This window comes from Mesorhizobium sp. WSM4816 (assembly GCF_055811535.1).
On sequence record NZ_JBVVQR010000049.1, the window covers coordinates 14,546 to 39,343 of the forward strand.

Sequence of the window (24,798 nt, forward strand, 5' to 3'; positions counted from 1 at the left end):
GTTGTCATGCGGTGGGACGATAGGCGGGGGTATCGCCACAGGCAAATTGATTTGTTCGTCATTTTGAAGGCGCTGCGCTCCCTTCATCCAACCTCGATAAAGCGGATGACGGTCTCGCCATAGCTTCGCTCGTCGACAACCGAAAAGCCCGGCCCTGCCTCGAACGGCGCCGCAGCCGCCTCCTCGACGACGCAGAGCGCGCCGGGGACGAGCCAGCCGCCGGCCTTGGCCGAGCGCAAGGCACGCTCACCCAGGCCCTTGCCATAGGGCGGGTCGGCGAACACCAGGCCGAACGCGGCCATCGTGCCCGCCTCGCCCAGAGCCGTAGCGTCGCGACGGAATATCTTGGTACGCCCGGTGAGGCCGAAACCCTCGACATTGGTGCGGATCAGGCCGCGCCCTTCCGCCGATTCTTCGATGAAGACGCCATAAGATGCGCCGCGCGACAGCGCCTCGAGGCCGAACGCGCCGGTGCCGGCGAACAGGTCGAGCACCCGCGCGCCGACCAGCCTGTCGGGGAAACGATGCGCCAGCACGTTGAAGACAGCCTCGCGGGTGCGGTCGGTGGTCGGGCGGATGGCGCTTGAGCGGGGCGTCGCCAGCGGACGCCCGCGAAACTCACCGCCGACGATCCGCATTGCCTCCCCTGGATCCCTTGGGGCCGCTGCGCGGCCGGTCGCCGCCTTTGCCGCCATCATTTGGGCGTTCGCCACGCGGCTTTCCGAACGGCTTTGCGCCTCCGGGTTTTCCCCCTCCATGGGCGGGCTTGCCATAAGACGGCTTGAACGAGGCCTTGCGTTCCTTGGCTTCGGCCGCCCTGGCGGCATCGGCGTCCGCCCTGCCCTTGCCGATCGGCCGCGCGCCGGGCGCCATCCAGACATTGGCCTTGCGCTGGCCCGGCGGCTCGATCGGGCGCTGCTCGCGTTCGGACTTTTTCCCGCCGCCCGGTTTGCCGCCGAAGCCGCCCGGCCCGCTACGTTCAGATTTGGGGCCGCGATCGGCAAAGCTCTTTTCCGGCCCGAAACTTCTGCCGGGACTTGTCGACAGCTTGCCCAGCGCCTCGTCGCGGCTGCCTTCGCGGCGCTTGCGGTTCTTGATCAATCCGCCTTCGCCGATCGGACGGCGTTCGCCATCGCGGGTGAATTTCGGCCGCGCTGGCTCCTCTTCCCGCACCGCTTCGCGCCGCACCGGCCTGTTGGAAAACGGCTTGGTGATGTCAGCGTCGAAATTGGCGCCGGACTCCTCGACCAGGCGTTCGCCGAGCTGGTCGCGCAGCACCCGGCCCTTGATCTCCAGCACATGGCCCTCGGGCAGGTCGTCGAGCTGGAACGGTCCGTAGGAAATGCGGATCAGTCGCGTCACGTCGAGGCCAAGCGAGCCCAGTATGTTCCTGACCTCGCGGTTCTTGCCTTCACGCAGGCCAAGCGTCAGCCAGGCGTTGGTGCCTTGCTCGCGGTCGAGCGTCGCCTCGATGGCGCCATAGAAGACGCCGTCAACGGCGATGCCTTCGCGCAAGCCGGCGAGCGCACTTTCCTCGACCTTGCCGTGGACGCGCACGCGGTAGCGCCTGAGCCAGCCGGTCGCCGGCAGTTCGAGCACGCGCGCCAGCCCGCCGTCATTGGTGAGCAGCAGCAGGCCTTCGGTGTTGATATCGAGCCGGCCGATGGTCATCAGCCGCGGCAGGTCGGCCGGCAGCACGTCGAAGACGGTCTTGCGGCCCTCGGGATCACGATTGGTGGTGACGACGCCGGCCGGCTTGTGGAACAGGAACAGCCGGGTGCGCTCGATCGGCGGGATCTCCATGCCGTCGAGATGGATGATGTCGCCAGGCATCACATTGAAGGCCGGCGAGGACAGCACCCTTCCATTGACCTTGACGCGGCCGGCCGCGATCAGCTCCTCGGCATCGCGACGCGAGGCAAGACCGGCGCGGGCCAGCCGCTTGGCAATGCGCTCACCAGCCTCTTCCGTCGCTTCGGCGGGACGCGGGCGCGGTTTGAAGCCGCCCGATGCCCCTTGGGGCCGATCACCGGCAAAATCGCGCTTGGGCCGATCGCCGAAGTCGCGTTTTGGGCGATCGCTGAAGTCTCCCTTGGGACGGTCGAAGCGCCTTTCGCTGCGCTCGCCTTCGGCAGCCGCCGGCCGGTCGCCGCGCGGCGCGTACGGTTTTCGCGGCCCTTCGCGCTTCTCGTAAGGCTTGCCTTCCGGACGCGGCCCCTTGCTGAACGGCCGGTCGCCAGCCTTGAAGTCACGCTTCGGCGGCTCGCCGTCAGCCGCCATCGGGCGATCGCCGCGCGGCGCGTATGGCTTGCGCGGCCCCTCACGCTTTTCATAGGGTTTGCCGTCAGGGCGCGGCCCCTTGCTGAACGGCCGTTCGCCACTCTTGAAGTCGCGCTTCGGCCGCTCGCCGTCAGCCGCCATTGGGCGGTCACCGCGCGGCGCGTAAGGTTTTTTCGCGCCGAAGGATGGCTTACCGCCTTTGCCAGCAGCGGGATCACGACCACGCGGGCCCGACGGTTTCGGGCCGGTCTTGCCCGGACCCTTTTGGCGCGGGAATTTCTTGTTTTTGTCGTCCATTTGGCCTTTGCTCGTTTGCACTACAGCGCCGCGCGTCCATACGGACGCGCAAAGGACGCTGTAGGACTTTGATTTGGCGCATGATCCCTTCCGAAAACCAATTCCGGTTTTCGGGGTCATGCGCTAGATAACAGGATCATGCCGGAGTAGCGAGGAGATAATAGGAATGGAAACCGCTTGAAGCGGCCGGATTTCATGGCGCTGGCGCTGGAGGAGGCTGAAGCCGCCGCCCTGCGCGGCGAAGTGCCGGTCGGCGCGGTCATCGCCAGCGGCGATACGGTCGTTGCCAGTGCCGGCAACCGCACTCGCGAGCTTGCAGATCCCACGGCCCATGCCGAGATGCTGGCGATCCGCGAGGCCTGCCGCAAGCTGTCGAGCGAACGGCTCACCGGTCACGATCTCTATGTGACGCTCGAGCCCTGCGCCATGTGCGCCGGCGCCATTTCCTTCGCCAGGCTGCGCCGGCTTTATTTCGGCGCCGCCGACGAGAAGGGCGGTGCTGTGGTCAACGGCGTGCGCTTCTTCGCCTCACCAACCTGCCACCATGCGCCGGACATCTATCCAGGCATGGCCGAGAGCGACGCGGCGCTGCTTCTGAAGGATTTCTTCAGGGAGCGACGCGAACCGTAGCGTCGGCGCCTACCAGGGCAGCCAATCGAACATGCCGCTCTTGTTCTTGGCGGCCGCTTCCCTCTTGAGGCGGCGTGCTTTCTTGTACTCGTCCTCGCCGAGGTCGTCGACCGGCGCGGTGGCGGCAGCGGCGCGATATTGCACCGGCGGCTCGCTCAGATATCTGCGGGTGTTCGGGTCACCCTGCTTTTGTTCGGCGAGGCGGCGCTTGACCTCGGCGGCGCGGCCCTTGTCCGAATCCGCCGGCTTCCAGGCCGGCGGATGATCGGAACCCGACTCCTTCATCGCAGCCTTGATCGCCGCCGGATCCGTCTGCACGTCATCGACGATCTGCGCCTGGTAGGACGGATCGTCCTGATTGAGCGTGGCCTCGGCGCGCAGGCGAGCGCGGCGTTGCTCGGGCGATTCCGGCCAATCGGCGCTTGCCGTGGCGCTGTCCTGCGGCGGCGGCAGTTGCTTCTGGCCCGGCGCCGGCTTCACCAATTCGGGGCGCGGCTTGTAGTCGATCTTTTCCTTGTTCTTCGGCATGACTGAAAAAGCGCTGGTCAGATCGCCGGCAAGCTGGGCGGAGGCGGTCTTGTCGGTCCCGTAGGTCGGCGAGCCCATACAGCCGGACAGGGCCAGGCCGGATGCGACAAGTGGCGCCAGCAGCGCAACGCGCGCGCAAGTTCTTTCGGTCATGCCAAAAAGTCCCACTCTAGACAGCCTCTCGATCGCCGCCGGCCAAAGGTCCGGTCCCCATCGCCTATGCTCTTCCGACGGAAATCCGGCGACAATTTGTCGTCCGGAGTTTCGCGTGTTTATCTCAACCACTCGTTAAGGGCAACGAGCCGAGGCCGATCAGCCGCCCGCCGTGGCATTTGTGCACCGCCTTATATACGACCAAGCGCCTTCAATTCATGCAGCACCGCCGCGTCCCGCGCCGAAACGTCGGGGAATTCCTTGTCCTGCCCGACATCGGCCGTGTATTGCCATGAGCGCGCGCATTTGAGCAGGCCGCGGTCCTCGGCCTTCTCGACCACCACGGCGACGCCCTTGACGTCGTCCAGAGTGAACGCGCCGGAAGGCGCGTTGCCATGCGCAATGACCAGATCGCTGGTGATCGCCATTTCGGCCATGTCGACATCCGATATCGCCGCTTCGAGCGCCGCATCATCGAGCGTGACGACCGGCACCGCTTCCAGAGACGAGCCGATGACCTTCTGGGCGCGCGCGATTTCCAGCGCGCCGGTGACGACGCGGCGAACCTGCCGCACCTTGCGCCATTTTTCCGCCAGCGCCTCGTTCTTCCAGCCGACCGGGATTTGCGGAAACTGGTCGAGATGCACCGAGACGGCGTCCGGATGACGGTCGAGCCAGGCCTCCTCCATGGTGAAGGGCAGCATCGGCGCCAGCCATTTCACCAGGCAGTCGAACAGATGGCGCACCACCTGCACGGACGCCTTGCGCTTCACGCTGGACGGCGCCTCGCAGTAGAGCGCGTCCTTGCGGATGTCGAAATAGAAGGCCGACAGCTCGACCACCATGAAGTCGAGCAGCGTGCGGGTGATGCGCTTGAACTCGAAGGCGTCGTAGCCCGCCCGCACGACTTCATCGAGTTCGGCGAGCCGGTGCAGCATCAGCCGCTCCAGCTCCGGCATCTTGTCCAGCGGCACGTCCTCGCCATCGTCATGGGCAAGCGTGCCCAGCATCCAGCGGATGGTGTTGCGCAGCTTGCGGTAGGCGTCGATGTTGGTCTGCAGCACGTTCTTGCCGAGCCGCTGGTCTTCCCAGTAGTCGGTGGTCACCACCCATAGCCGCAGGATATCGGCGCCCGACTGTTTGATGACGTCTTGCGGCACGACGGTATTGCCGAGCGACTTCGACATTTTCCGCCCCTCCTCGTCCATGGTGAAACCATGGGTGACGACGGTGTCGTAAGGCGCCCTGCCCCTGGTGCCGCAGCTTTCGAGCAGCGAGGAGTGGAACCAGCCGCGATGCTGGTCGGAACCTTCGAGATAGACGTCGGCCGGCCATTTCAGATCCGGACGATCCTCCAGGGTGAAGACATGGGTCGAGCCGGAATCGAACCAGACGTCGAGGATGTCCATAACCTGCTGCCATTTCGAGGCATCGTGATTGCCGAGGAAACGCTCCTTGGCGCCGGCCGCAAACCAGGCGTCCGCGCCTTCCTCCTCGAAGGCGTCGATGATGCGCTGGTTGACCGCCTCGTCGCGCAGGACGTTGCCGTCGGCATCGGCGAAGACGGCGATCGGCACCCCCCAGGCGCGCTGGCGCGACAGCACCCAATCGGGGCGCTCCTCGATCATGGCGCGGATGCGATTCTGGCCGGCGGCCGGCACGAAGCGGGTGTCGTCGATCGCCTTCAGGGCACGGCTGCGCAGTGTCGTGCCGTCGCCGAGCTCCTTGTCCATAAAGACGAACCATTGCGGCGTGTTGCGGAAGATGATCGGCTTCTTCGACCGCCACGAATGCGGATAGGAATGCTTCAGCCGCCCGCGCGCGAACAGCGCATTGCGCTTGATCAGCTCGTCGATGACCGCCTGGTTGGCATTGCCCTTCTTGCCGTTGTCGTCGATGACGCGCGCCGCACCGCCCTCGCGGTCCGCGCCGAAGCCTGGCGCATCCTTGGTGAAGAAGCCGGCATCGTCGACGGTGAACGGGATCGCTGTGTCGATGCCGCGCTGGCGAAGATCTGACGCAGCGTCCATCCAGGCGTCAAAATCCTCGCGGCCATGGCCCGGCGCCGTGTGGACGAAACCGGTGCCGGCTTCGTCGGTGACATGCTCGCCGGCGAGCATTGGGACGTCGAATTCATAGCCGCCATTCAAACCTTTGAAGGGATGAGAAAGCGTAAGGCTTCCAAGCTCTTCGGCCGAAATGCTACGGAGGCGGTCCATCGTCACCTTGGCTTTGGTCGCAGCCTCTTCCGCCAGCGCTTCGGCAAAGATCAGCCTTTCGCCAGGCTGCGGGCCGAAAGCATTCTCGGCCGCAGTGACCTCGTAGAGGCCATAGTTGATGCGTGGCGAATAGTTGACGGCACGGTTGCCGGGGATGGTCCATGGCGTGGTCGTCCAGATAACGACATCGGCCTCCAGCAAGTCCAGTGACGTCTGCGTCAGCCTCGGATCCAAGGCTGGCTGCCCATCTTCGACGTTGGTGACCTGACGAGCGAGGCTGACGACCGGAAACTTCGCCCAGATCGTGTCGCTCTCATAGTCCTGGTATTCGACCTCGGCCTCGGCCAGTGCGGTGCGCTCGACCACGCTCCACATCACCGGCTTCGAGCCGCGATACAGCTGGCCCGACATGGCGAATTTCAACAGCTCGCCGGCGATGCGCGCCTCGGCATGGAACGCCATCGTCGTATAGGGATTGTCGAAGTCGCCGACGACGCCGAGCCTCTGGAACTCTGCGCCCTGCACCTTGATCCAGTGCGCGGCGAACTCGCGGCATTCCTTGCGGAACTCGTTGACCGGGACCTCGTCCTTGTTCTTGCCCTTGGCGCGGTATTGCTCCTCGATCTTCCATTCGATCGGCAGGCCGTGGCAATCCCAGCCGGGCACGTAGTTCGAGTCGTAGCCGCGCATCTGGAACGAGCGGGTGATGACGTCCTTGAGGATCTTGTTCAGCGCATGGCCGATATGGATGTTGCCGTTGGCGTAGGGCGGGCCGTCATGCAGCACGTATTTTTCGCGGCCGGCGGCGTTTTCGCGCAGCTTGCGGTAAAGCTCCATCTCCTGCCAGCGCTTGACCAGCAGCGGCTCCTTCTCCGGCAAGCCGGCACGCATCGGAAAATCCGTCTGCGGCAGGTAAAGCGTTTTGGAGTAGTCGATCGTTTCAACAGTGTCGGTCATCGGCGTATCGGTCATTGGTCTGCCATATGCATTGCCCGGCAAAGAGCCCGGGCGTTGAACTATCATGATCTGGAAAAAGCGCGAGAGGCCGCGCGCAAAATTCCCGGCGGCTCCGGCGGCGCTCAGGCCGCCCGGAACACCGGGCTTGTAATTCGTATCGCAATCGCGAGCGCGCGAGGAAACTGCGTCATGACCGGGCTTTTAGACGAGGCCGGCCCCATTGAAAAGCCCGAACTCGCGAACGCCTCCTTGCTTCATGTGCCAGTTGCGCCTATGTCTTTGGGCAAATGGCAGCGGAGTTAAAATAATGTCCAGCTTGCACATCAAAGGTATCCAGGACACGGCAACGGAACGGTTTCTCGTTCATGTCACCAGGGTCGAAGGACTTCGCCAACGCGGCTTCAGCAATGACGAAATCTACAAGATCGTCGGCCCGCGACGGACATTAGCGCGTCGCAAGGAGCGAAACGAGACACTGACGATCGCCGAGTCCGACCGCGTCATGCGGCTTGAACGGATTTCGGCGATAGCGGATCGGGTTTTCGGCAATCACGAAAAGGCGCAGCGTTGGCTGCGCAAGCACAGCAGGGTGCTTGACGAGACACCTATTAACCTCTTGCAGTCAGAAACGGGTGCAGCGCTGGTGGAAGAAGAGCTCCATCGCATCGACCATGGCATCTTTGCCTGACATATGCGGATCTGGCGCATTTCCGGCTACGCCGACCTGCTGGGTGTCGGCGGTTTGGTCAGCGGCGGCCGTTGGCATGTCATGGGGACACCAATTGTCTACTGCGCCGATCACCCGGCCACGGCACTTCTCGAGATACTTGTGCATGTCGACGCGGAAGACATGCCCCAGACCTATCAGCTTCTAGAGATCGAAATGCCGGACGACATTGCCATCATGTCTCCCGGTTTGCCCGATGACTGGAAGGACGATCTGTCCATGACACAACGGCTCGGGACGAACTTTGTCGCTGCTGCCACCCAGGCGGTCATGGAAGTCCCTTGTGCAATTGTCCCGTTCACAAGGAACTATCTTCTTAATCCGGATTTGCTGGCCCGCGACGGCATCCGTATCGTTAGCGCCACGACCCATCCGGTCGATACGCGACTACTGGGATAGGCTCACATCGAGAAATCGAAGCGATAGGTCGTCGACACGCCGATCGTGAACTGATCCCTTGAGCCGCGCTCCTTGACCAGGCTGGAATCGGCCGCCGGGCCCATCAGCCGCGAATATTCGGCGAACAGGCTGGCCGTCATCGGCTCGGTCACTTTCCACGTCACCGCGCCGCCGAGGCCCGCCGATTTCACGCCACCGTCCGGTCGGTACCGGCTGAGGCCCGACGCTATGGCTTCCCCGGCGTCGACGCCGTAATAGGCGTCGAAATAATCCGACGAGGCGAACGAAACGCGCGGCCCGCCCGAAATCCTGACCTCCGGCGTCACATCGTGGAATGCGTCGGCGGCGATGTCGGCGACGAAGCCGTTATGGGCGCGAATGCCGTGCCGCAATTCGGCGCGGGCGCGCAACCAGTCCAAAGGATAGAATTCGAAGAAGCCGCCGGCCTCGCCGCCCCAGCGCACCGGGTCGAGGCCTCTCAGTTCGTCGGCGTCGTCGCCATCGCGCGAAAACAGGATTTTTCCGGCCAGGCCGGCGCGGAAGCCGCCTTCGTCGATCAACCCCAGCGAGATGTTGTCGTTGCGCGAGGTGAAGCGGGCCGCAGGACCGGCCTTGCCGAGCGAGATGATCGGCTGGGCGCTGAGTATATAGTTCTTGCTGCCTTCGAAATCGGGGGCGACCAGGCCGGTGGCGCCGACTGTCAGATACCAGTCGCCAGACAGCCAGCCCAAGGCCCCATCGGCGGCTTCGGCGGCACCGGTGGCCCCAAGTATGAAGGCGGCCAGAACCACCGGATTCGCTCGGACAAAACGCATCATTACTCCATAAGTCGAACAGGTTGGCGATACAACCAGCCTTCGCAAGCCATGGCGCCAGTTCAGTAAAATTTGGCTTAATGTCCGAAACATCGGCGGCGTTTCTGAAAATGCGCTAGCAGCTGCCAACGGGCTTCCCACTCTGGAATGTCTCGGCTGCTTTTTGGATTTTGGCAATAGCCGTGTGACCCTGGCTGCTCACCCAAGAGTTACAAAAATCCGCGGACAAAGCTTCCCGCGCTGTGAAGAGTGCGGCGACCGGCACTCAATCCTGCATTCCAAACCGGCCAAGCGTGAATCATATACGGCCAAATTTCGAGACGTACTTTGACGTCAGCCGCGCCAGCGGCTTGCGCGAGCCGAGTTGCGTCCGACAACAGCGCCTCGGCCGAACCGACCTGTATCAGCATTGGGGGAAATCCGCTCAGATCGGCAAACAATGGCGAGATCAGGGGATCGCGCCGACCAACGCCATGGGGAACATAGGCGGTGGCCAGTTCCTCCAAATACGCCCGGTGGACGATAGGGTCGATTGCGTCCTTAGTCGATAGCGTCGCGCCAGACATCGAGAGGTCCGTCCAGGGCGAAACCAGCCAAAGACATCGCGGCAACCGCTCCCCTGCCGCGCACAATATACTGACCAGGCATAAGGTGAGGTTGCCGCCCGCACTGTCGCCGCCAACCACGATGCGATCCGGCGCGATCCCTTGCCGCCCCAGAAAGCGCCATGCGGTGAGTGCGTCTTCATGTTGCGCAGGGAAAGGATGTTCCGGTGCGCGTCGATAGTCGATCGCGAGGGTGCGCATTCCCATTGCTCGACCTGCCTCGGTCACCATTCGACGATGACTTTTGAGCGAGCCGGAGCAGTAGCCACCACCATGGAAAAAGAGCAGAACCTTATCGCTGTCACTCTCAGGCGCTAGCGACCACTCTCCCTCGAGGCCGTCGAAAACCGCATTCTCACATCTGACGTCGTCCGCAATCGGCCAGACCGAACCAACCTCGTCGAGCCGTGCCCGGCGTTCGTCCCAGCCCACCGGTCGTGGCTTTGACGTCAGCAAACTGCGCACTCCGTTAATCTCCCTCAGATCGAGGCTTTCGTCCACGTCGCTCATTTGCTTCCCTAGCCTCATCAAGCATAAAAACGGGCGACAGCAGCAGCCTCACGTCATCCAATAAAGCGTCACAGCCAGCGCTGGGCCACCGCTTTCGTTTGCGCCATGGCGAAGACAAGAGGACGACAGTCGTCCAGAACCCGCTCGTCATGCTTTAGCACTGCCGCCGCACATGGTCGAATATTACGTCTGATATTTGGCCGCTTCGGGTCTAGCCACGTCTGGCAAGCGATCGCTCGGGGTGTGGCGCTCGCATCCTGCTCGCTTTACCGGCAAGCCTGTCAGCGTTACCTTCCAAGCCGGCAATGGTAACCTGAGGGAGAAGGGCGATGACACTGCACGGCGATGCCTTGAAAGATGCAATCGGTCAGACGCGGGCGAAATGGGGATGGTTCGTCGGGCTCGGCGTTCTGCTGCTGATCCTCGGCGGCATCGCCTTCGGCAATCTGTTCATCGCCACTGTCGCCTCGATCTACGTCGTCGGCTGGCTGATGCTGATGGCCGGAATCATCGAGATCATGCATGCCTTCGGTGTGAAGACATGGACCCGGTTTTTCTACTGGCTGCTCAGTGGTCTTCTCTATGCCGTCGCCGGGTTCTTCGCCTTCTACAACCCGCTGCTGGCGTCGGCGGTGCTGACCTTCCTGCTGGCGGTCGCCCTTCTCGCATCAGGCGTGCTCAGGGCCTGGGTCGGGTACAGGCACAGGCCGGAAAAAGGTTGGGGCTGGCTGGTTGCGGCCGGCGTCATCAGCGCGCTGGCCGGCCTGGTCATCGCCATGGGCTGGCCAGTCAACAGCGTATGGGTGCTGGGGCTGTTTCTCGCCGTCGACCTGATCTTCCAGGGCTGGGCCTTCATTGCGGTCGGCCTGGCGCTGAAAAAATAGGTCCTTGGTTTGGCATGATCTGTTCCGAAAACCGGTTCCCACTTTTCGGGATCATGCTTTGTTTTAGCATGATCTTTTCCGAAAACCGGTTCCCACTTTTCGGGATCATGCTTTAGAAAGCAACGGCCGCGTCGAGCTCGGACAGCGGGCTGACGCCGGCAAGCAGCGCCCTCGCCTCGGCCTCGTCGCGTTTCATCTGCGCGACCAGCGCGTCGAGCCCGTCGAACTTCACCTCGGCGCGCAGGAAACCGAAGAAGGACACCGCGCATAGCTCGCCGTAGAGATCGCCGGCGAAGTCAAAGACGAAGGTTTCCAGAAGCGGCGTGCCGTTGTCATCGACGGTCGGGCGGCGGCCGAAGCTGGCAACACCATCATGAAGCGTGCCGTCGGCGCGGCGGAAGCGGACGGCGTAAATCCCTTCCTTCAGATTGGCTTCCGGCGAAAGCCTCATATTGGCGGTTGGAAAGCCGAGCGTCCGGCCAAGCTGCTGGCCGCCGATCACCTCGCTCTCGACCGTGAAGCGGTAGCCGAGCTGGCCGGCGGCCTCGGCCACTGCCCCTTCGCACAGCAGCGCCCGGATTCGGCTCGACGACACCACCTCGGCGCCTTCGTCGCGAAAGGCGTCAACCAGGGTGACGCCGAAGCCGTGGCGTTCGCCGGCCGCCATCAGATAGGCCGGTCCGCCTTGCCTGTCCTTGCCGAAGTGGAAGTCGAAGCCGGTCACGGCGTGGATGATGCCGAGATTGCTGTCGAGCACATCGGTCACGAACGCTTCCGCTGACAGTGCGGCGAAGGCGCGCGTGAACGGCTGCTCGACGAGTGCGGCAAAGCCCAGATGAGACAGCAGCATTGCCTTCATTGGCGGCGGTGTCAGCACGAACAGCGGAATCTCGGGCCGGAACACCTTTCTCGGATGCGGCTCGAAGGTCAGCACCAGCGCCGGCGCGCCGCGCCGGCGGGCCTCGGCCAGCGCGCGTTCGAGCACGGCTTGGTGGCCGCGGTGCACACCGTCGAAATTGCCGATCGCTACCACGCCACCCCGCAAATGGGCCGGCAGCGGCGAGATGGCAGAAACGCGTTCGAAGGCTTCAGTCATTTCGGGGCTTGCGTCATTTCGAGGCTTCCGTCATCGAGCGAGCCTACTGCAGTCTCGGAATGATCGCGACCGGCCGGTAGCCATGCCTTTCCAGAAAGGCGATCAGCCTGGCCGGATCCGGTTGTAGCGCATCGCCGTAGTCGCGGGCATGGATGCCGCCCGACACGTAGAGCACGTCGAAGCCATTGTCGGCAGCACCCTTGATGTCGGTCATCATGCCGTCGCCGATGGCCAGCACGTCCGAGCGCTCGACCGGGCGGCCGAGCAGGTCGGCGATCTCCTTCATCGCGACGTCATAGACCGGGGCATAAGGTTTTCCAGCAATCAGCGTGCGCCCGCCGAGCTGGGCATAGTCGCGGGCCAGCGCCCCGGCGCACCAGATCATCCGCTCGCCGCGCTCGACCACAATATCGGGATTGGCGCAGATGAAGGGCAGGTTCCTGGCGCGCAGCCGCCGCAGAAGATCGGCGTAGTCCTCCGGCTTCTCGACCTCGTCGTCGAACAGCCCGGTGCAGACCACGCCGGACGCCTCGAACTCCTCGACCAGCTCGACATCAAGCCCGTCATAGAGCGTGAAATCGCGATCGGCGCCAATGTGGAAGATTTTTCGCGGGCCTTCCATGATCAGGTCGCGGGTCACGTCGCCGGAGGTGACGACGCGGTCATAGGCCGCAGAGGGAACGCCGATCGCATTCATCTGCGCCACCACATCGGCGCTGCGGCGCGGCGAATTGGTGATCAGCACGACAGGTATCTTCGCCTCGCGCGCGGTGCCCAGCGCCAGAGCCGCGGCCGGAAAATGCCGTTCGCCATTGTGGACCACACCCCAGACGTCGCACAGGATGGCACAATAGGCTCCCGACAAATCCGCGAGCGAGCCGATGATATCGGGCGAGTCCGCCATATCGTTTCCCAAATCATGATGGTTGCGAGCGTCGCCGCCGACGTCCGCCGCGACAGGGGTCCACCGCGGCAGGTTCGCATTAACCGAAGCACTTGACCCTGTCACCAGCTTTCACATTTTTCAGAATTGCCCTTGTTTCAGGATTGCCCAGGTTTCAGGATCGCCTTGGCACTGACGAAGGCAAGCGCGCAAGCCGCTCTTGCCGAGACTTCCCCATTCTGAAGGCTTCGGCGGCCGGTCCAGCCGCGCGCAGCAATGCCGGCATCGGCGGCGTGGTTAACGAGCCTTGAAAAAGCAAGCCGATCTTGGATGTTTTTCAGCAATCTGAAATTTAAGGATTGATGGCATCTTTCGCCGACTAGGGGTTTTGGCGAGGGGCTGAAGACAATGATCCGAAAATTCGGTAGGGACCGGCGTGGCAACTATACGCTGATGACGGTCATCACGATGGTGCCTCTGATGGGCGGAGTGGCGCTCAGCGTCGATTACTCGGAACTGCTGCGTCAGAAGCACGCCACGTTGAACGCTTTGGACGCGGCCGGCCTCGCCACGGCTCAGCAGGTCGTCTCCGGCGCAACCGACGACGCCGCCAGGGCCTACGCCAAGACTTTCTTCGAAACCAATCTCGGCCCCGTCGATCCGGCCAACACGTCGCTTACCGTCACCCTGCCCAACAGCAATGCGGGTGGCGGCACGTTGAAGCTCTGCAGCGCCCTGACCTATCACCCCTATTTTCTGCCGGCCGCCGCCATGCTGCTGGGCGGCGGGACCACCAGCGGCGCTACAACTTTCACGGATTGCTCGGAAATCCGTCTCAAGAACACGCTGGAAGTCGCTTTGGTGCTCGACAATTCCGGCTCGATGAACGAACTCGGTTCCGGCACCGGCGCGAGGCGAATAGACCTGCTGAAGACTGCCGCCAAGCAGCTTGTCGATACGCTGGCGCTGCAGGCACAGCAGATGAAGCAGGTCAGCAAACCGGTGCAGTTCTCCCTCGTGCCGTTCGCTGCTTCGGTCAATGTCGGTCCCACCCATGACCTGGATAGCTGGATGGACCAGGACGGCATCTCCCCGATCCAGCACGAGGATTTCGACTGGGCGAAGATGACCGCCGCCGACGATCCGGACAAATACGCCGAAAAGCTCAACGGCGTCTGGTACAAACGCGGCACCGGCTGGGGCGACACCGAGGATCAACCACTGACCCGCTTCAGCCTCTTCGCCGACATGACGGTCGAATCCGGTCGCGAAGAAGTGCCCAACAGCAGGCAGTACATCTGCGATCAATACAGGAAAAACGGCACTTGCCGGACCGGCCACTGGACCACCCCGGAATATATCTACACCACCAGCCGCTATGCGAGCTGGCAGGGTTGCGTGGAGGCGAGGCCGTACCCCTATAACAACGACGACACGACGCCGAGCACCGCCGCGCCTGCCACGCTGTTCGTGCCGATGTTTGCGCCCGACGAGGCCGGCACCCTCTGGCTCGATTTTAACCGCGACGGCGCTAACGACGTGACCTCTCTGTCCTACGGCTACGGCAACAACTGGTGGGCCGACTGGCCCTATTACACCGACAGCCCAACCGCTTCGCAGCGGCAGTCGGACATGCGCAAATATTTCCTGGTCAAGCCTTACGGCTCGAAGTCGGCGACCTCGGGCGACGGCCCGAATTCGTCCTGCACGACCAACCCGATCACACCGCTCAAAGACGTGACCCAGCTTGCCCAGAAAGAGGAGATCGACAACGCCATCGACGCCATGGCGCCGAACGGCAACACCAACGTGCCGGAAGGCCTTGCCTGGGGCTGGCGGACGGTGTCGAGCAACGAACCTTTCACCGAGGGCCGGCCGAACGCTGAAAGAGGCAACGACAAGGTGGTCATCGTGCTGACCGACGGCGCCAATACCTACAGCGCCGTCAGCGACAGCGGCTATGCCAATAACAGGTCGACCTACGCCGCTTACGGTTACACCGGCCTGACATATCCGGGGTCTGGAAGCGTGACGCGCCTGTTCATGAACACAAGCACCGACATCGGCAAGACGACCTACACCGGCGCCAACTACACCGCCGCGCTGGACGAGCAGATGCAGACCCTTTGCGGCAACGCGAAGAATTCGAACGTTCTCGTCATGACCGTTGCGCTCGACCTGTCGACCACCGATGCCGGCGACAAGAAAGCACTCGACGCGCTGAAGGCCTGCTCCTCGGACTCGCGCTTCCGCAAGGATCCCACCGATCCGACCAAGCCGGCCAAGCTGTTCTGGAACGCGACCGGGGCGACGCTGTCGGACAATTTTAGGGAAATCGCCAACGAATTGTCGAACCTGCGCATCGTCGGCTGAAGGCGGTGGGGGTCGGCTGAAGGCGATGGAACTGGTGACTTAAGGGACCCTCTTTCACGCGCAGCACAACCACATAGGGATTCTTGCAAAGATGGACCCGCACCCTAACCCTCCCCACAAGGGGGAGGGAACGCTGCCGCGCACCTTTAACTTCGCCTTTGGCGCCGAAAGGCAGGCAATCTGCCGAGGTCGGCGCCAACGGAAGTCTCCCTCCCCCTTGTGGGGAGGGGTTAGGGGTGGGGGTACATCGTAGAGCGAAAACCTCGGCGGCGATCTCCCCCCGCGTGAGGAGATGTCCGGATGGCGACCGACACGCAGTGCCAAACGCCACTTCCGCCTACATCGGCCGCCGGTCCGGCTGCGCCCGCTCTGGTTCGACCAGCCTGCGATAGAGATGCCACGTCGCATGGCCAAGCACGGGCATGACGACGGCGAGCCCGGCAAACAGTGGGATCGAGCCGATGACCAGCAGCACGGCGACCATCAGGCCCCACAGCGCCATCTGCAGCGGGTTTGTCATCACCGCCCGTGCCGAGGTCTCGATCGCCGAGACCGCGCCGACATCGCGGTCGAGCAGCAGCGGGAAAGCGACGACGGTCGTCGCCAGCACGATCGCGGCGAAGACGAAGCCGGCCGCATTGCCGAGCAGGATCAGCGTCCAGCCTTTGGGCGTTGTCAGCACCTCGCGCACAAAGCCACCGATCGAGGCCGGCGGCTGAGCGCCGAACAGGCTGGAGTAGATCGATTGCGCGGTGAACAGCCAGAGCAGGAACAGTGCCACCAGCATGATGCCGATGACCGCGATCGCCGGCAGCGCCGGCGAGTGGCGCACCTCGAGGGCGTGCCACCAGGACGTGTCCATGCCGAGCTCGCGGCGGCGGCTGATCTCGTAGAGGCCGATCGCGGCGAACGGTCCAAGCAGGGCGAAGCCGGACATCAGCGGGTAAAGCAGCTGGATGGCGTAGGCGCCGGATGTCGTCCACTGCGCCAGGATCAATCCGACCACCGGATAGATCAGGCACAGGAAGACGTAATGCGATGGCTTTGCCCAAAAATCCTCGACGCCGAGCCGCAGCACATCGATCAGGTCCGCCGTGGTGATGCGGCGCACCCTGGGCTGCACGTGCATCCCACGCGCGTCCGACATGACATGAAAGCTGGCCATACCCATTCTCCCGCATTCAGGGGGCCACCGCCAGGATGGCCGCCCGTAGCTGCCACTTCAAGAGCGATGGCATGATAGCCGAATTCGATGTGCTTGTCGCGAATCGGGTGGGATTGAGCATGCGCGGCGCGGCACAGGCCGTGTTCGTGCCGCGCCGCTGGCGTGTGCTAAAGCGCGTCGCGGCTGAATGGATTCATTGCGACGCGCTTTAGGTTGTTTGTTTATGCATGTCGTTATCGCAAAACCGCCGCACACTTTTGCGCGACATGCATTAGGCACCAAAGCGTTCAATCACCTCGGCCAGCGGAACGTGGCCAAGGCAGGCACCCGAACCCGCCGGCGTTTCGCCGTCCTCAATGGCCTGCGCGTATCGCACGTCCGGATCGCTTTCGATCCGGCGGCGCAGCGCTGCCAGCTTGGGATAGGCGGCGCCGTCGACCGCCTGGTGGAACTCCGCCCAACGTGCCACGCCGATTAACGTGGTATCTGCCAGCGTCAGGCGGTCGCCGACCAGAAAGTCGGTGTCGCCGATCATCGCCTCAAGCCGGTCGTGGCGTTCGGCAACAGCCTGGCGGCCAAAGTCACGCAAGGTCGCCAGCAGGGCCGGTTCGGCCGATTCCATTTCATAGGCAGCCCAGAGCGGGGTGAAAGCGGCGGTGAAACCGGTGTTCACGAAAGCCATCAGCTGATGCATCCGGTCGGCTTCCGGCGAGCGCGGGTCGAAGCTGATGCGACGTTGCGTGTCGCGGGCTTCGAGCCAAGCGGCAATCGCCATGGTCTCGGTGAGCACTCTGCCGTCGTCGGTGATCATCACCGGCGTTTCCTGACGGCCGTTGATGCGGGCATAGGCGTCGTTCTTCATTTCGGTGAGCATGTCGACGCGGCACAGGCGGTAGGGCTGTCCGAAGCGTTCAAAAGCAGCGACGAGCCCCATCGAACTTCCCGCCGGGACGCCGTAAAGGAGGATAGGTTCCATTTCTTTGTCTCTTCCATGTTCAGGGATCACGCTGCGCAGCGAAGCTTGACCATAAACGCTGGTCGTCCCATGTAAATTACGCACTATTTTGTAACCAGGATCCGCCATGAAAGATGTCGTCTCAAGCTGCCCGATCGAAGAGGCCATGCGTGTCCTCGGCGGCCGCTGGCCGACCTTGCTGCTCTACTATCTCAAGGACGGGACCAAGCGCTTCAGCGACCTGAGGCGTGACAACCCGACCGTGTCGCACCGCATTCTGGCGCTGGAACTGCGCAAGCTGGAGGAAGCCGGGATCGTGCGGCGAACGGCGCATGCCGGCTATCCGCTACGCGTCGACTATGATCTCACGGCAGCGGGCCGCAAGCTTGTGCCGCTCATCGACGCCTTGGGCGACTGGTGGGAAGATACCGAGGACGGCCGGGCCGGCCGGGTCTCATCGACGCCGGAAACAAGGCTGGTGGCGGCGGAGTAAGCAGTGGGGAAAATCTGACGATTGCAGCTATAAGTTGTACAACTGCTTTGGTGGGATCTGCCGTCCGGGCCGTTGCCGAAGTTCACCGGCAACAAGTCTCTGATCGACGCGCTCCTGAAGGAAGCCGGCATCGCCGGCGCCGGTGGCTCTCTGAAGGATCTCGTCTCGACGCGGCCGCGGGAAACGGATGCTGACGGGGCCGATCTGTTCGAGGAGGCAGACGGGGAGGACGACGCGCTGGTCGTCCCCCTGGCTGGGATACCGAAGGCCTGAACTGCCCAAAACGCCGATTTGATCGGGCGTGGAAACAATCCACGCCCGGTTTTTTTGGCCGCCAGGATTGCGCTTATCTCAGGCAGGCGGCCTTGCCGCCACCGTGCTGCCTACAGGCGAAGGCGGCGGCGCTGCTGTCGGCGTGGGATGGCCGCGCGGGCGCGGCAACCCTGATCGCTCATGGCCGGCCTGAAGCGGCGATCGCGGGATAGTCGGTATAGCCGGCGGAGCCGCCGCCATAGAGCGTCGCCTGATCGAACACGGCCAGCGGCGCGCGCGTCTGCAGCCGTTCCACAAGGTCGGGATTGGCGATGAACGGGCGCCCGAAGGCGAACAGGTCCGCCTTGCCCTCGGCGAGCCGCGACGCGGCGAGCTCGAGGTCATAGCCGTTATTGGCGATATAGGTGTTGTTGAAGCGCCGACGGAGCGATCCGAAGTCGAACGGCGCGACATCGCGCGATCCGCCCGTGGCGCCCTCGACGACATGGATGTAGACGATGCCCAAAGCGTCGAGTTGTTCGACGATATAGTCGAACTGTGCCTGGGGGGCGCTGCTCGAGACGCCGTTGGCGGGCGAGACGGGCGAAATCCGGATGGCGGTGCGCTCGGCGCCGATCTCCTCGACCACCGCAGTCGCAACCTCCAGCATCAGCCGGGCGCGGTTCTCGACCGATCCGCCATAAGCATCCGTGCGGAGGTTCGCGCCGTCCTTGGCGAACTGGTCCAGCAGATAGCCGTTGGCGCCGTGAATCTCGACGCCATCGAAGCCGGCCTCGATGGCGTTCGCAGCTGCTTTGCGGAAATCCTCCACGATGCCCGGCAATTCATCCAGTTCGAGTGCGCGGGGCTCCGAAACGTCGACAAAGCCGTTGCCGACGAAGGTCTTGGTCGCGGCCCGGATCGCCGAGGGCGCGACAGGCGCGGCGCCGTTCTCCTGCAGGTCGACGTGCGAGACGCGACCGACATGCCAGAGCTGCAGAAAAACCCGCCCGCCCTTGGCGTGCACGGCGTCGGTGACCTTGCGCCAGCCGCCGATCTGAGCCTGGGAGTAGATGCCGGGGGTGTCCTGGTAGCCCTGTCCCTGCTGCGAGATCTGCGTGGCCTCGGAAATCAGCAGACCGGCCGACGCGCGCTGGCCGTAATACTGTGCGGCGAGATCGCCTGGAACGAACCCCGGGCCGGCGCGATTGCGCGTCAGCGGCGCCATGACGATACGATTGGAGAGGGTGAGCGAGCCGAGAGTATAGGGCTCAAACAGCGTTTTGCTTGTCATAGGTCACCTTTGTTTGTCCCCGCCGCGGCGGGTCGTTTATCGAAACGGGTTCGTTGATGCTCAGGCGACCGTGCGATACCGCTCGGCGGGATGTTCGTTCCGATAGTTCGGAAGCATGGCCTGGCGTGCGGCCTGAAGCGCGTCCCACTGCCCGGCATCGGGTAGCGGCGGGATGGTCACCAGTTCGCGGCGGTCGAAGCCGACCAGCGCCGCATCCACCAGATCGTCGACCTCCATCACGCTGGAAAGCGTGTTGACGTCGGCGCCGACATGTCCCCAGATCTCCGTTCGCGTCGTGGCGGGAAGCACGGCCTGGACGTAGACGCCCTTCGGCGCGAGCTCGAGGCTGAGTCCCTGCGACAAAAACAGCACGAAGGCTTTGGTTGCGCCGTAGACCGTCATGCCGAACTCCGGCGCCAGGCCGACCACCGAGCCGATGTTGACGATCGCCCCTTCGCCGGCCGCCGCAAGACGCGGGGCGATGGCGCTGGCTAGCCGCAGAAGCGCGGTCGTGTTGAGCGCAACCAGCCGCGCGACGTCATCGGTGCTCTGCTCGATAAAGCTTCCGCCGATGGCCGTTCCGGCATTGTTGACGAGGATCCCGATGCGGGCGTCATCGCGCAGCCTCGTCTCTACCGTTGCAAGTTCGGCAGGCTGCGTAAGATCAGCCTGGATGATGTCGATCGCCACGCGATTTTCTTGACGCAGACGGGCGGCCAGAACCTCCATTCGTGCCATGTCACGAGCAACCAGCACGAGGTCGTGCCCGCGGCGCGCGAAGCGCTCGGCATAGGCGGCTCCGATGCCGGTGGAGGCGCCGGTTATGAGGACTGACGGAATGGTCATGGCATTGCTCTTTTCGCTGATGGACTCTATATTCATGATGATCATCATGAATGCATTCTAAATATGATAACCATCATGTAAATGTCAACGGCGCCGACGGAGAATTTTTAAATGAAGGTCAGTCGAGAACAGATGGCGGAGAACCGCCGCCGAATTCTGGATGTTGCCAGCCGGCTGTTTCGCGACAAGGGTTTTGACGCGGTCAGCGTGGCGGAGGTGATGAAAGCCGCCGGGCTCACCCATGGTGGCTTCTATGGCCATTTCAGCTCGAAGGACGACCTGATCGCCCAAACCCTTGCCCATGTCCTCGCCGCGGACTCAAGCCCCGGGGGCGACCTTCGCGCTTATGTGAAGGCCTATCTTGCGCCCCGCCATCGCGACAACGCCGCCGGTGGTTGCCCGACGGCAGGTCTTGCCGCGGCCATCCGCCATCAGACCCCGGCTGCACGCTCGGCCATGACCGAAGGCTTTCGCTCGCAGATCGACCGTTTTGGCAAGGCGCTGCCGGAGTTGGATCCGGCAGACAGACGCCGCGCGGCGATCGGATGCTGGGCAGCGATGGTGGGGGCAGTGATCCTCGCCCGGGCTATCGACGATCCCGCGCTTTCGGATGAAGTTCTGGAACAGACGCGTGCCTGGATCGATACCGGGATCAGCCAAGTGTCTGCCAGATAGCCGCCAAGAGCGCCCTTGAGCAATGCGGCTACCGGGGGTGGTTGGGCGGCAAGCTTGGAGACTATCGCGCCGCAGCGCGCATCAGCGGGGTTCGCGGACGGCTAAGGGGGCAGCGAACGAGATTTCTGAACGCCTGCCCGGCAAAAGCCACTATTGCCGCTATGTCAGGCAGGCATGACGCTCACCGACACCGCCAATCAACCATCCCTAGAACCCCGCCCTGACGAAACGCGCCCGACGCCAAACAGGCGAATGCTGCTTAGGGCCGTCGGCCTTGCCGCGCTGGCCGGGCTTGCCGCTTGTGCCACTGTGCTGCCCACCGGCGAAGGTGCCGGGGTCTCGGCCTCCGCTGTCGGCACGCTGGCGGGCATCCGCGCCTCAGCCGGGCTCGAACCGCTTGTCCCCGACCGTCAGCTCGAACAGGCAGCCCTGCAGCAGTCCGGCTATATGGCGCGCGGCGGCCGCATGACCCACTCGACCGGCTGGGGCAAGGGATTTGCCTTGCGCGTCAAGGGCAACGGCATTGCCGGTGCTGCCGCCGAAAACATCGCCGAGGGCCGTTTCGATCAGCAGAAGCTGTTCGACATCTGGATGCATTCGGCCGGCCACCGCCGCAACATGCTCGACCCGCGCTTCACCCGCTTCGGCCTGGCCTATGTGCGGGACGGCCGCGACAGCTCGCGGCGTTACTGGAGCCTTGTCCTGGGCAAATAGCAACGCGGGCACAGGGCAATCGGCGCTGGCGGCAATGCCGCCTTGGCTGAGGAGATCATGATCGACCCGTCAATCCATGGGTTCGCCACTGAGCATTTTCTCGATGTCAGGGGCCGAAACCGGCTCGCTGAAATGATAGCCCTGCATTTCATCGCAATTGTTCTTGCGCAAGAAGGCCACCTGATCGTCCGTCTCGACGCCCTCGGCGATGACCCTCAGATTCAAATTTTGACCCAATGATATTACGGCGCTGGCGACAGCCTGGTCGTTTTCGTCAGCAGCGATATCGTTGATGAACGACTTGTCGATTTTCAGCCGCGCCACTGGAAAGGTCTTGAGCGCACTGAGGCTGGAGTAGCCTGTTCCGAAATCGTCGATCGAGATCTGAACGCCCAGGTTTTGCAGCTGATTCATCGTTGCGACCGCCAGGTCGATATCCTGCATGATCAGGCTTTCGGTCACCTCCAGCTCGAGATATCTGGCCTCCAGACCGCTGACTTTCAGGGCATCGGCGACACGGCCGATCAGGTTCTTTTCCCTGAATTGCCGCGTCGACACATTCACGCAGACGGTCATCGGCGGCAGGCCGGCATCCTGCCATGCCTTGTTCTGCCGACAGGCCTCGTGCAGGACCCAATCGCCGATCGGCACGATCAGACTTGTCTCCTCGGCCGTCGGAATGAAGGCGTTCGGCGCCATCATGCCCCGCGTCGGATGATTCCAGCGAAGCAACGCTTCGACGGCAAAGACGTGGCCCGACCGAAGGTCGACCTGCGGCTGATAAAACAGCGTGAATTCCGAACGGGCCAGGGCGTTACGCAAGTCCTCCTGAAGCACGAATTTCTCATGCGCTCTGGTGTTGAATTCGGGAGCGTAGAACTGGAAATTGTCGCGGCCGAATTCCTTGGCGCGATACATGGCCGCATCGGCATTGGCCAGCAGCGTGTCGGGGTTGGTCCCATCCTTGGGGTAGCTGGCGATGCCGATACTGGCCGTCGCCCTCAGCCGATGTGCTCCGAGCTGAACCGGCTCTGCAATCGCCGCCCGAATGGCTTGCAGGGTCTCGGAGATGAGATCGACATTCGTCGGTTGATCGAACAGAACGACGACGAATTCGTCGCCACCAAGCCGCACGACCGTATCGGTCGCCCTTACGCGCTCGACGATACGGCCGGCTACGGTCTTCAACAGCTCGTCCCCGGCATTGTGGCCAAGCGTGTCGTTGACGAGTTTGAAATTGTCCAGATCGATGAACACCACCGTCACCCAGCGATCGTATCGCTGCGCGTAGAGGATCGCCTGCGAAAGCCGGTCCTCGAGCAGAGCGCGATTGGGCAGTCCGGTCAGCACATCATGGTTGGCCATGAAGTGGATCCGATCTTCGGCCAGCTTGCGCTCGATGGCGATCCCGGCAATACGCGTCGTGAAATCGATGAGCCGGGTCTCGGCCGCGGTCGGCCCGCGCACGGTCGTCGAGTACATGGCAAAGACGCCCAGCACAGCGCCCTGGTGCGACAGGATCGGGGTCGACCAGCACGAACGGTAGCCATAGGCCGCCGCCAATTCGCAGTGATCGTGCCAAAGCGGGTCGTGCATGATGTCCGCGACAATGACCGGCTCGCGCCGGTAGGCAGCGGTTCCGCAGGATCCCATTTTGGGGCCCACGGCGATCCCGTCGATGGCGCTCGTATAGGCCTTTGCCAAGCTCGGCGCGGCGCCGTGCCGCAAGTGGCTGCCATCCTTGTCGAGCAACAGGACGGAACCGAATATTCCCGTCAACTGAGACTCGGCGAGGCGCATGAGGCAGTCGAGCACATCTTCGAGCGGGGCGCTCGTCGCGATCATTTCCAGTATCTGCGCCTGCCCGTCTCGAAGGGTGTCCGCCTGCTTGCGGGCGGTGATGTCGTGGGCGATGCCGACCAGACCGAAGACATCGTTTTGAACATTGCGCAATGGCACCTTCGTCGACGAAAACCATTTGCCGGCGCCTGACGCATCGACAACGAACTCTTCCTCATCGATCATCGGCTGTCCGCTGCGCAGCACGCCTTGCTCGATGGCGCGAAACTTCTGCGCAAGCTCGGGGGCATGAAGATCGAAATCGGTCAAACCGATCATGTCACTGGTTTTGGCCTTGCCGCTGTCGGAAGCAATGGCCTTGTTGGCGACGACGAAGCGGCTTTCGGTGTCCTTCACCCACAGGTAGTCGGGCACCCAGTCGATCAGCGTTTGCAGCGAGATGCGCTCGTCGACGATCAGGCGATTGGCGGTGAGTTCCGTTATGTCCTCATGCGTGGCCACCCATCCGCCGTCAGGCATCGGCTGGTGGCAGATCTGAATTGTCCGGCCGTCGGTGAGATTGGCGGTCCAGTTTCTCAAGGTCGTGCCCGAATTGACCGCCCGGGCGAATGCGAGATAAGCGTCGCTGGCCATCGCGGATGTCCCGGCAGCGATGCGGCGTTCGACGATTTCGCTCAGCGTCCGGCCGGGACGCAAGTGTTCGGGTGCGATGCGGTAAATTTCCGCATAGCGGCGGTTGCACAGGATCAGCCGTTCAGCGGCGTCGAAAAAGCAGATGCCTTGCGAGATGTTGTCGATCGCCGTCTCGAATCGCAGCCCCTGCTGCTCAAGTGTTGCGATCGTAGCCCTGAGTTCGCGCTCGAGCGTCTCGTACGAGGAGCCCGCCAGTTTCGCCAGCGTGGCATGCTCGGTCGGTTCGGGCGCCTGGGCGGCTTGCCTCGATGGTTTCGTGACCAAACACAGTTCCTCCGGTTCGGCGCCTGGCGCAAAGCAAGGAAAGCTCGCTGCAAGCTAAGCGACCGCATAGTGGTCCAGATATACTAATGGCGTGTGAACCGGGTCGATGCCGACCGGGGCATGGCGCAGTTCTTGCCTTCTCCCCTTGTGGGGAAGGTGGATCGGCGCGCAGCGCCGAGACGGTTGAGGGATGCTGGCCGGAGTGCTGTCGGTTCCAAGCTGGAGCACCCCTCATCCGGCCGCGGAGCCTGTCCTCGGGCTTGCCGGAGGCAAGACCCGTGGGCGGCCACC

At 63.3% G+C, this 24,798-nt stretch carries 24 protein-coding genes; 11 read left to right on the forward strand and 13 right to left on the reverse strand.

Going from position 1 to position 24,798, the window contains the following annotated elements; all coding sequences use genetic code 11:
• Positions 1-83 precede the first annotated feature (83 nt).
• Both rsmD and AC0L3H_RS30120 read right to left on the reverse strand, forming a co-directional pair.
• A complete protein-coding gene (gene rsmD / locus AC0L3H_RS30115) occupies positions 84-638 on the reverse strand; it encodes a 16S rRNA (guanine(966)-N(2))-methyltransferase RsmD (protein WP_473495020.1) in 555 nt (184 codons plus the stop codon).
• Complete coding sequence (locus tag AC0L3H_RS30120; RefSeq protein ID WP_473587905.1) at positions 619-2,577, reverse strand: pseudouridine synthase; 1,959 nt, start codon at positions 2,575-2,577, stop codon at positions 619-621. The genes rsmD and AC0L3H_RS30120 overlap by 20 nt, the downstream gene beginning before the upstream one ends.
• A gap of 177 nt (positions 2,578-2,754) precedes the next feature.
• Here AC0L3H_RS30120 and AC0L3H_RS30125 point away from each other — a divergent pair, with 177 nt between their 5' ends.
• Positions 2,755-3,207: a nucleoside deaminase gene (locus tag AC0L3H_RS30125; protein WP_473495022.1), complete on the forward strand. Its 453-nt coding sequence runs from the start codon at positions 2,755-2,757 to the stop codon at positions 3,205-3,207.
• A 9-nt stretch (positions 3,208-3,216) separates the two neighbouring features.
• Here the strand turns inward: AC0L3H_RS30125 and AC0L3H_RS30130 are convergent, their stop codons facing one another.
• Both AC0L3H_RS30130 and ileS read right to left on the reverse strand, forming a co-directional pair.
• Positions 3,217-3,888: a hypothetical protein gene (locus tag AC0L3H_RS30130; protein ID WP_473495023.1), complete on the reverse strand. Its 672-nt coding sequence runs from the start codon at positions 3,886-3,888 to the stop codon at positions 3,217-3,219.
• A gap of 191 nt (positions 3,889-4,079) precedes the next feature.
• Positions 4,080-7,064, reverse strand: a complete 2,985-nt coding sequence (gene ileS / locus AC0L3H_RS30135) for an isoleucine--tRNA ligase (protein WP_473495024.1) — start codon at positions 7,062-7,064, stop codon at positions 4,080-4,082.
• 54 nt (positions 7,065-7,118) lie between these two features.
• Between ileS and AC0L3H_RS30140 the strand changes: the two genes are divergently transcribed.
• Genes AC0L3H_RS30140 through AC0L3H_RS30150 form a run of 3 tightly spaced genes read left to right on the forward strand, consistent with a single transcriptional unit; the run spans position 7,119 to position 8,190 of the window.
• Positions 7,119-7,367 carry a hypothetical protein gene (locus tag AC0L3H_RS30140; RefSeq protein ID WP_287378015.1) on the forward strand — a complete coding sequence of 83 codons (249 nt, stop codon included), beginning with the start codon at positions 7,119-7,121 and terminating at the stop codon, positions 7,365-7,367.
• A 4-nt stretch (positions 7,368-7,371) separates the two neighbouring features.
• A complete protein-coding gene (gene parS / locus AC0L3H_RS30145) occupies positions 7,372-7,752 on the forward strand; it encodes a type II RES/Xre toxin-antitoxin system antitoxin (protein WP_473495025.1) in 381 nt (126 codons plus the stop codon).
• A gap of 3 nt (positions 7,753-7,755) precedes the next feature.
• Positions 7,756-8,190, forward strand: coding sequence for an RES family NAD+ phosphorylase (locus AC0L3H_RS30150; protein ID WP_473495026.1), 435 nt, complete (start codon positions 7,756-7,758; stop codon positions 8,188-8,190).
• A gap of 2 nt (positions 8,191-8,192) precedes the next feature.
• Here AC0L3H_RS30150 and AC0L3H_RS30155 read toward each other — a convergent pair whose 3' ends face one another.
• Complete coding sequence (locus tag AC0L3H_RS30155; protein ID WP_473495027.1) at positions 8,193-9,005, reverse strand: MipA/OmpV family protein; 813 nt, start codon at positions 9,003-9,005, stop codon at positions 8,193-8,195.
• A gap of 209 nt (positions 9,006-9,214) precedes the next feature.
• Positions 9,215-10,120, reverse strand: a complete 906-nt coding sequence (locus AC0L3H_RS30160) for an alpha/beta hydrolase (protein ID WP_473495028.1) — start codon at positions 10,118-10,120, stop codon at positions 9,215-9,217.
• Between the two features lie 329 nt (positions 10,121-10,449).
• On the opposite strand from AC0L3H_RS30160, the gene AC0L3H_RS30165 reads away from it, so the two are divergent.
• Positions 10,450-11,004 (forward strand): HdeD family acid-resistance protein, encoded by a 555-nt coding sequence (locus AC0L3H_RS30165; protein ID WP_091590712.1) that lies wholly within the window; start codon positions 10,450-10,452, stop codon positions 11,002-11,004.
• Positions 11,005-11,116: 112 nt separating this feature from the next.
• Here AC0L3H_RS30165 and AC0L3H_RS30170 read toward each other — a convergent pair whose 3' ends face one another.
• Both AC0L3H_RS30170 and AC0L3H_RS30175 read right to left on the reverse strand, forming a co-directional pair.
• The gene (locus AC0L3H_RS30170) at positions 11,117-12,100 is read right to left on the reverse strand and encodes a bifunctional riboflavin kinase/FAD synthetase (RefSeq protein WP_473587906.1); all 984 of its coding nucleotides are present in this window, start codon (positions 12,098-12,100) and stop codon (positions 11,117-11,119) included.
• A gap of 43 nt (positions 12,101-12,143) precedes the next feature.
• Positions 12,144-13,004 (reverse strand): TIGR01459 family HAD-type hydrolase, encoded by an 861-nt coding sequence (locus AC0L3H_RS30175; protein ID WP_473495030.1) that lies wholly within the window; start codon positions 13,002-13,004, stop codon positions 12,144-12,146.
• A 387-nt stretch (positions 13,005-13,391) separates the two neighbouring features.
• On the opposite strand from AC0L3H_RS30175, the gene AC0L3H_RS30180 reads away from it, so the two are divergent.
• Entirely contained in the window at positions 13,392-15,356 is a 1,965-nt protein-coding gene (locus AC0L3H_RS30180) for a TadE/TadG family type IV pilus assembly protein (RefSeq protein ID WP_473495031.1), read from the forward strand.
• 337 nt (positions 15,357-15,693) lie between these two features.
• On the opposite strand, the gene AC0L3H_RS30185 is transcribed toward AC0L3H_RS30180, so the two are convergent.
• Positions 15,694-16,521 (reverse strand): DUF2189 domain-containing protein, encoded by an 828-nt coding sequence (locus AC0L3H_RS30185; RefSeq protein WP_287249790.1) that lies wholly within the window; start codon positions 16,519-16,521, stop codon positions 15,694-15,696.
• A gap of 71 nt (positions 16,522-16,592) precedes the next feature.
• Between AC0L3H_RS30185 and AC0L3H_RS30190 the strand changes: the two genes are divergently transcribed.
• On the forward strand, positions 16,593-16,733 hold the full coding sequence (locus tag AC0L3H_RS30190; RefSeq protein ID WP_167366313.1) for a hypothetical protein: 141 nt from the start codon (positions 16,593-16,595) through the stop codon (positions 16,731-16,733).
• A gap of 59 nt (positions 16,734-16,792) precedes the next feature.
• Here the strand turns inward: AC0L3H_RS30190 and AC0L3H_RS30195 are convergent, their stop codons facing one another.
• The gene (locus tag AC0L3H_RS30195) at positions 16,793-17,497 is read right to left on the reverse strand and encodes a glutathione S-transferase family protein (protein ID WP_473587912.1); all 705 of its coding nucleotides are present in this window, start codon (positions 17,495-17,497) and stop codon (positions 16,793-16,795) included.
• A 106-nt stretch (positions 17,498-17,603) separates the two neighbouring features.
• Here AC0L3H_RS30195 and AC0L3H_RS30200 point away from each other — a divergent pair, with 106 nt between their 5' ends.
• Positions 17,604-17,969 carry a winged helix-turn-helix transcriptional regulator gene (locus AC0L3H_RS30200; protein WP_473587907.1) on the forward strand — a complete coding sequence of 122 codons (366 nt, stop codon included), beginning with the start codon at positions 17,604-17,606 and terminating at the stop codon, positions 17,967-17,969.
• Positions 17,970-18,041: 72 nt separating this feature from the next.
• Complete coding sequence (locus AC0L3H_RS30205; protein WP_473587908.1) at positions 18,042-18,242, forward strand: hypothetical protein; 201 nt, start codon at positions 18,042-18,044, stop codon at positions 18,240-18,242.
• A gap of 178 nt (positions 18,243-18,420) precedes the next feature.
• Here the strand turns inward: AC0L3H_RS30205 and AC0L3H_RS30210 are convergent, their stop codons facing one another.
• Complete coding sequence (locus AC0L3H_RS30210; protein ID WP_473587909.1) at positions 18,421-19,515, reverse strand: alkene reductase; 1,095 nt, start codon at positions 19,513-19,515, stop codon at positions 18,421-18,423.
• Positions 19,516-19,575: 60 nt separating this feature from the next.
• On the reverse strand, positions 19,576-20,409 hold the full coding sequence (locus tag AC0L3H_RS30215; protein WP_473587910.1) for an SDR family NAD(P)-dependent oxidoreductase: 834 nt from the start codon (positions 20,407-20,409) through the stop codon (positions 19,576-19,578).
• 63 nt (positions 20,410-20,472) lie between these two features.
• On the opposite strand from AC0L3H_RS30215, the gene AC0L3H_RS30220 reads away from it, so the two are divergent.
• Positions 20,473-21,036: a TetR/AcrR family transcriptional regulator gene (locus AC0L3H_RS30220; protein WP_128176990.1), complete on the forward strand. Its 564-nt coding sequence runs from the start codon at positions 20,473-20,475 to the stop codon at positions 21,034-21,036.
• 252 nt (positions 21,037-21,288) lie between these two features.
• The gene (locus AC0L3H_RS30225; RefSeq protein ID WP_208602469.1) at positions 21,289-21,750 is read left to right on the forward strand and encodes a CAP domain-containing protein; all 462 of its coding nucleotides are present in this window, start codon (positions 21,289-21,291) and stop codon (positions 21,748-21,750) included.
• A gap of 69 nt (positions 21,751-21,819) precedes the next feature.
• Here AC0L3H_RS30225 and AC0L3H_RS30230 read toward each other — a convergent pair whose 3' ends face one another.
• Positions 21,820-24,507 (reverse strand): EAL domain-containing protein, encoded by a 2,688-nt coding sequence (locus tag AC0L3H_RS30230; protein ID WP_473587911.1) that lies wholly within the window; start codon positions 24,505-24,507, stop codon positions 21,820-21,822.
• Positions 24,508-24,798: the final 291 nt, after the last annotated feature.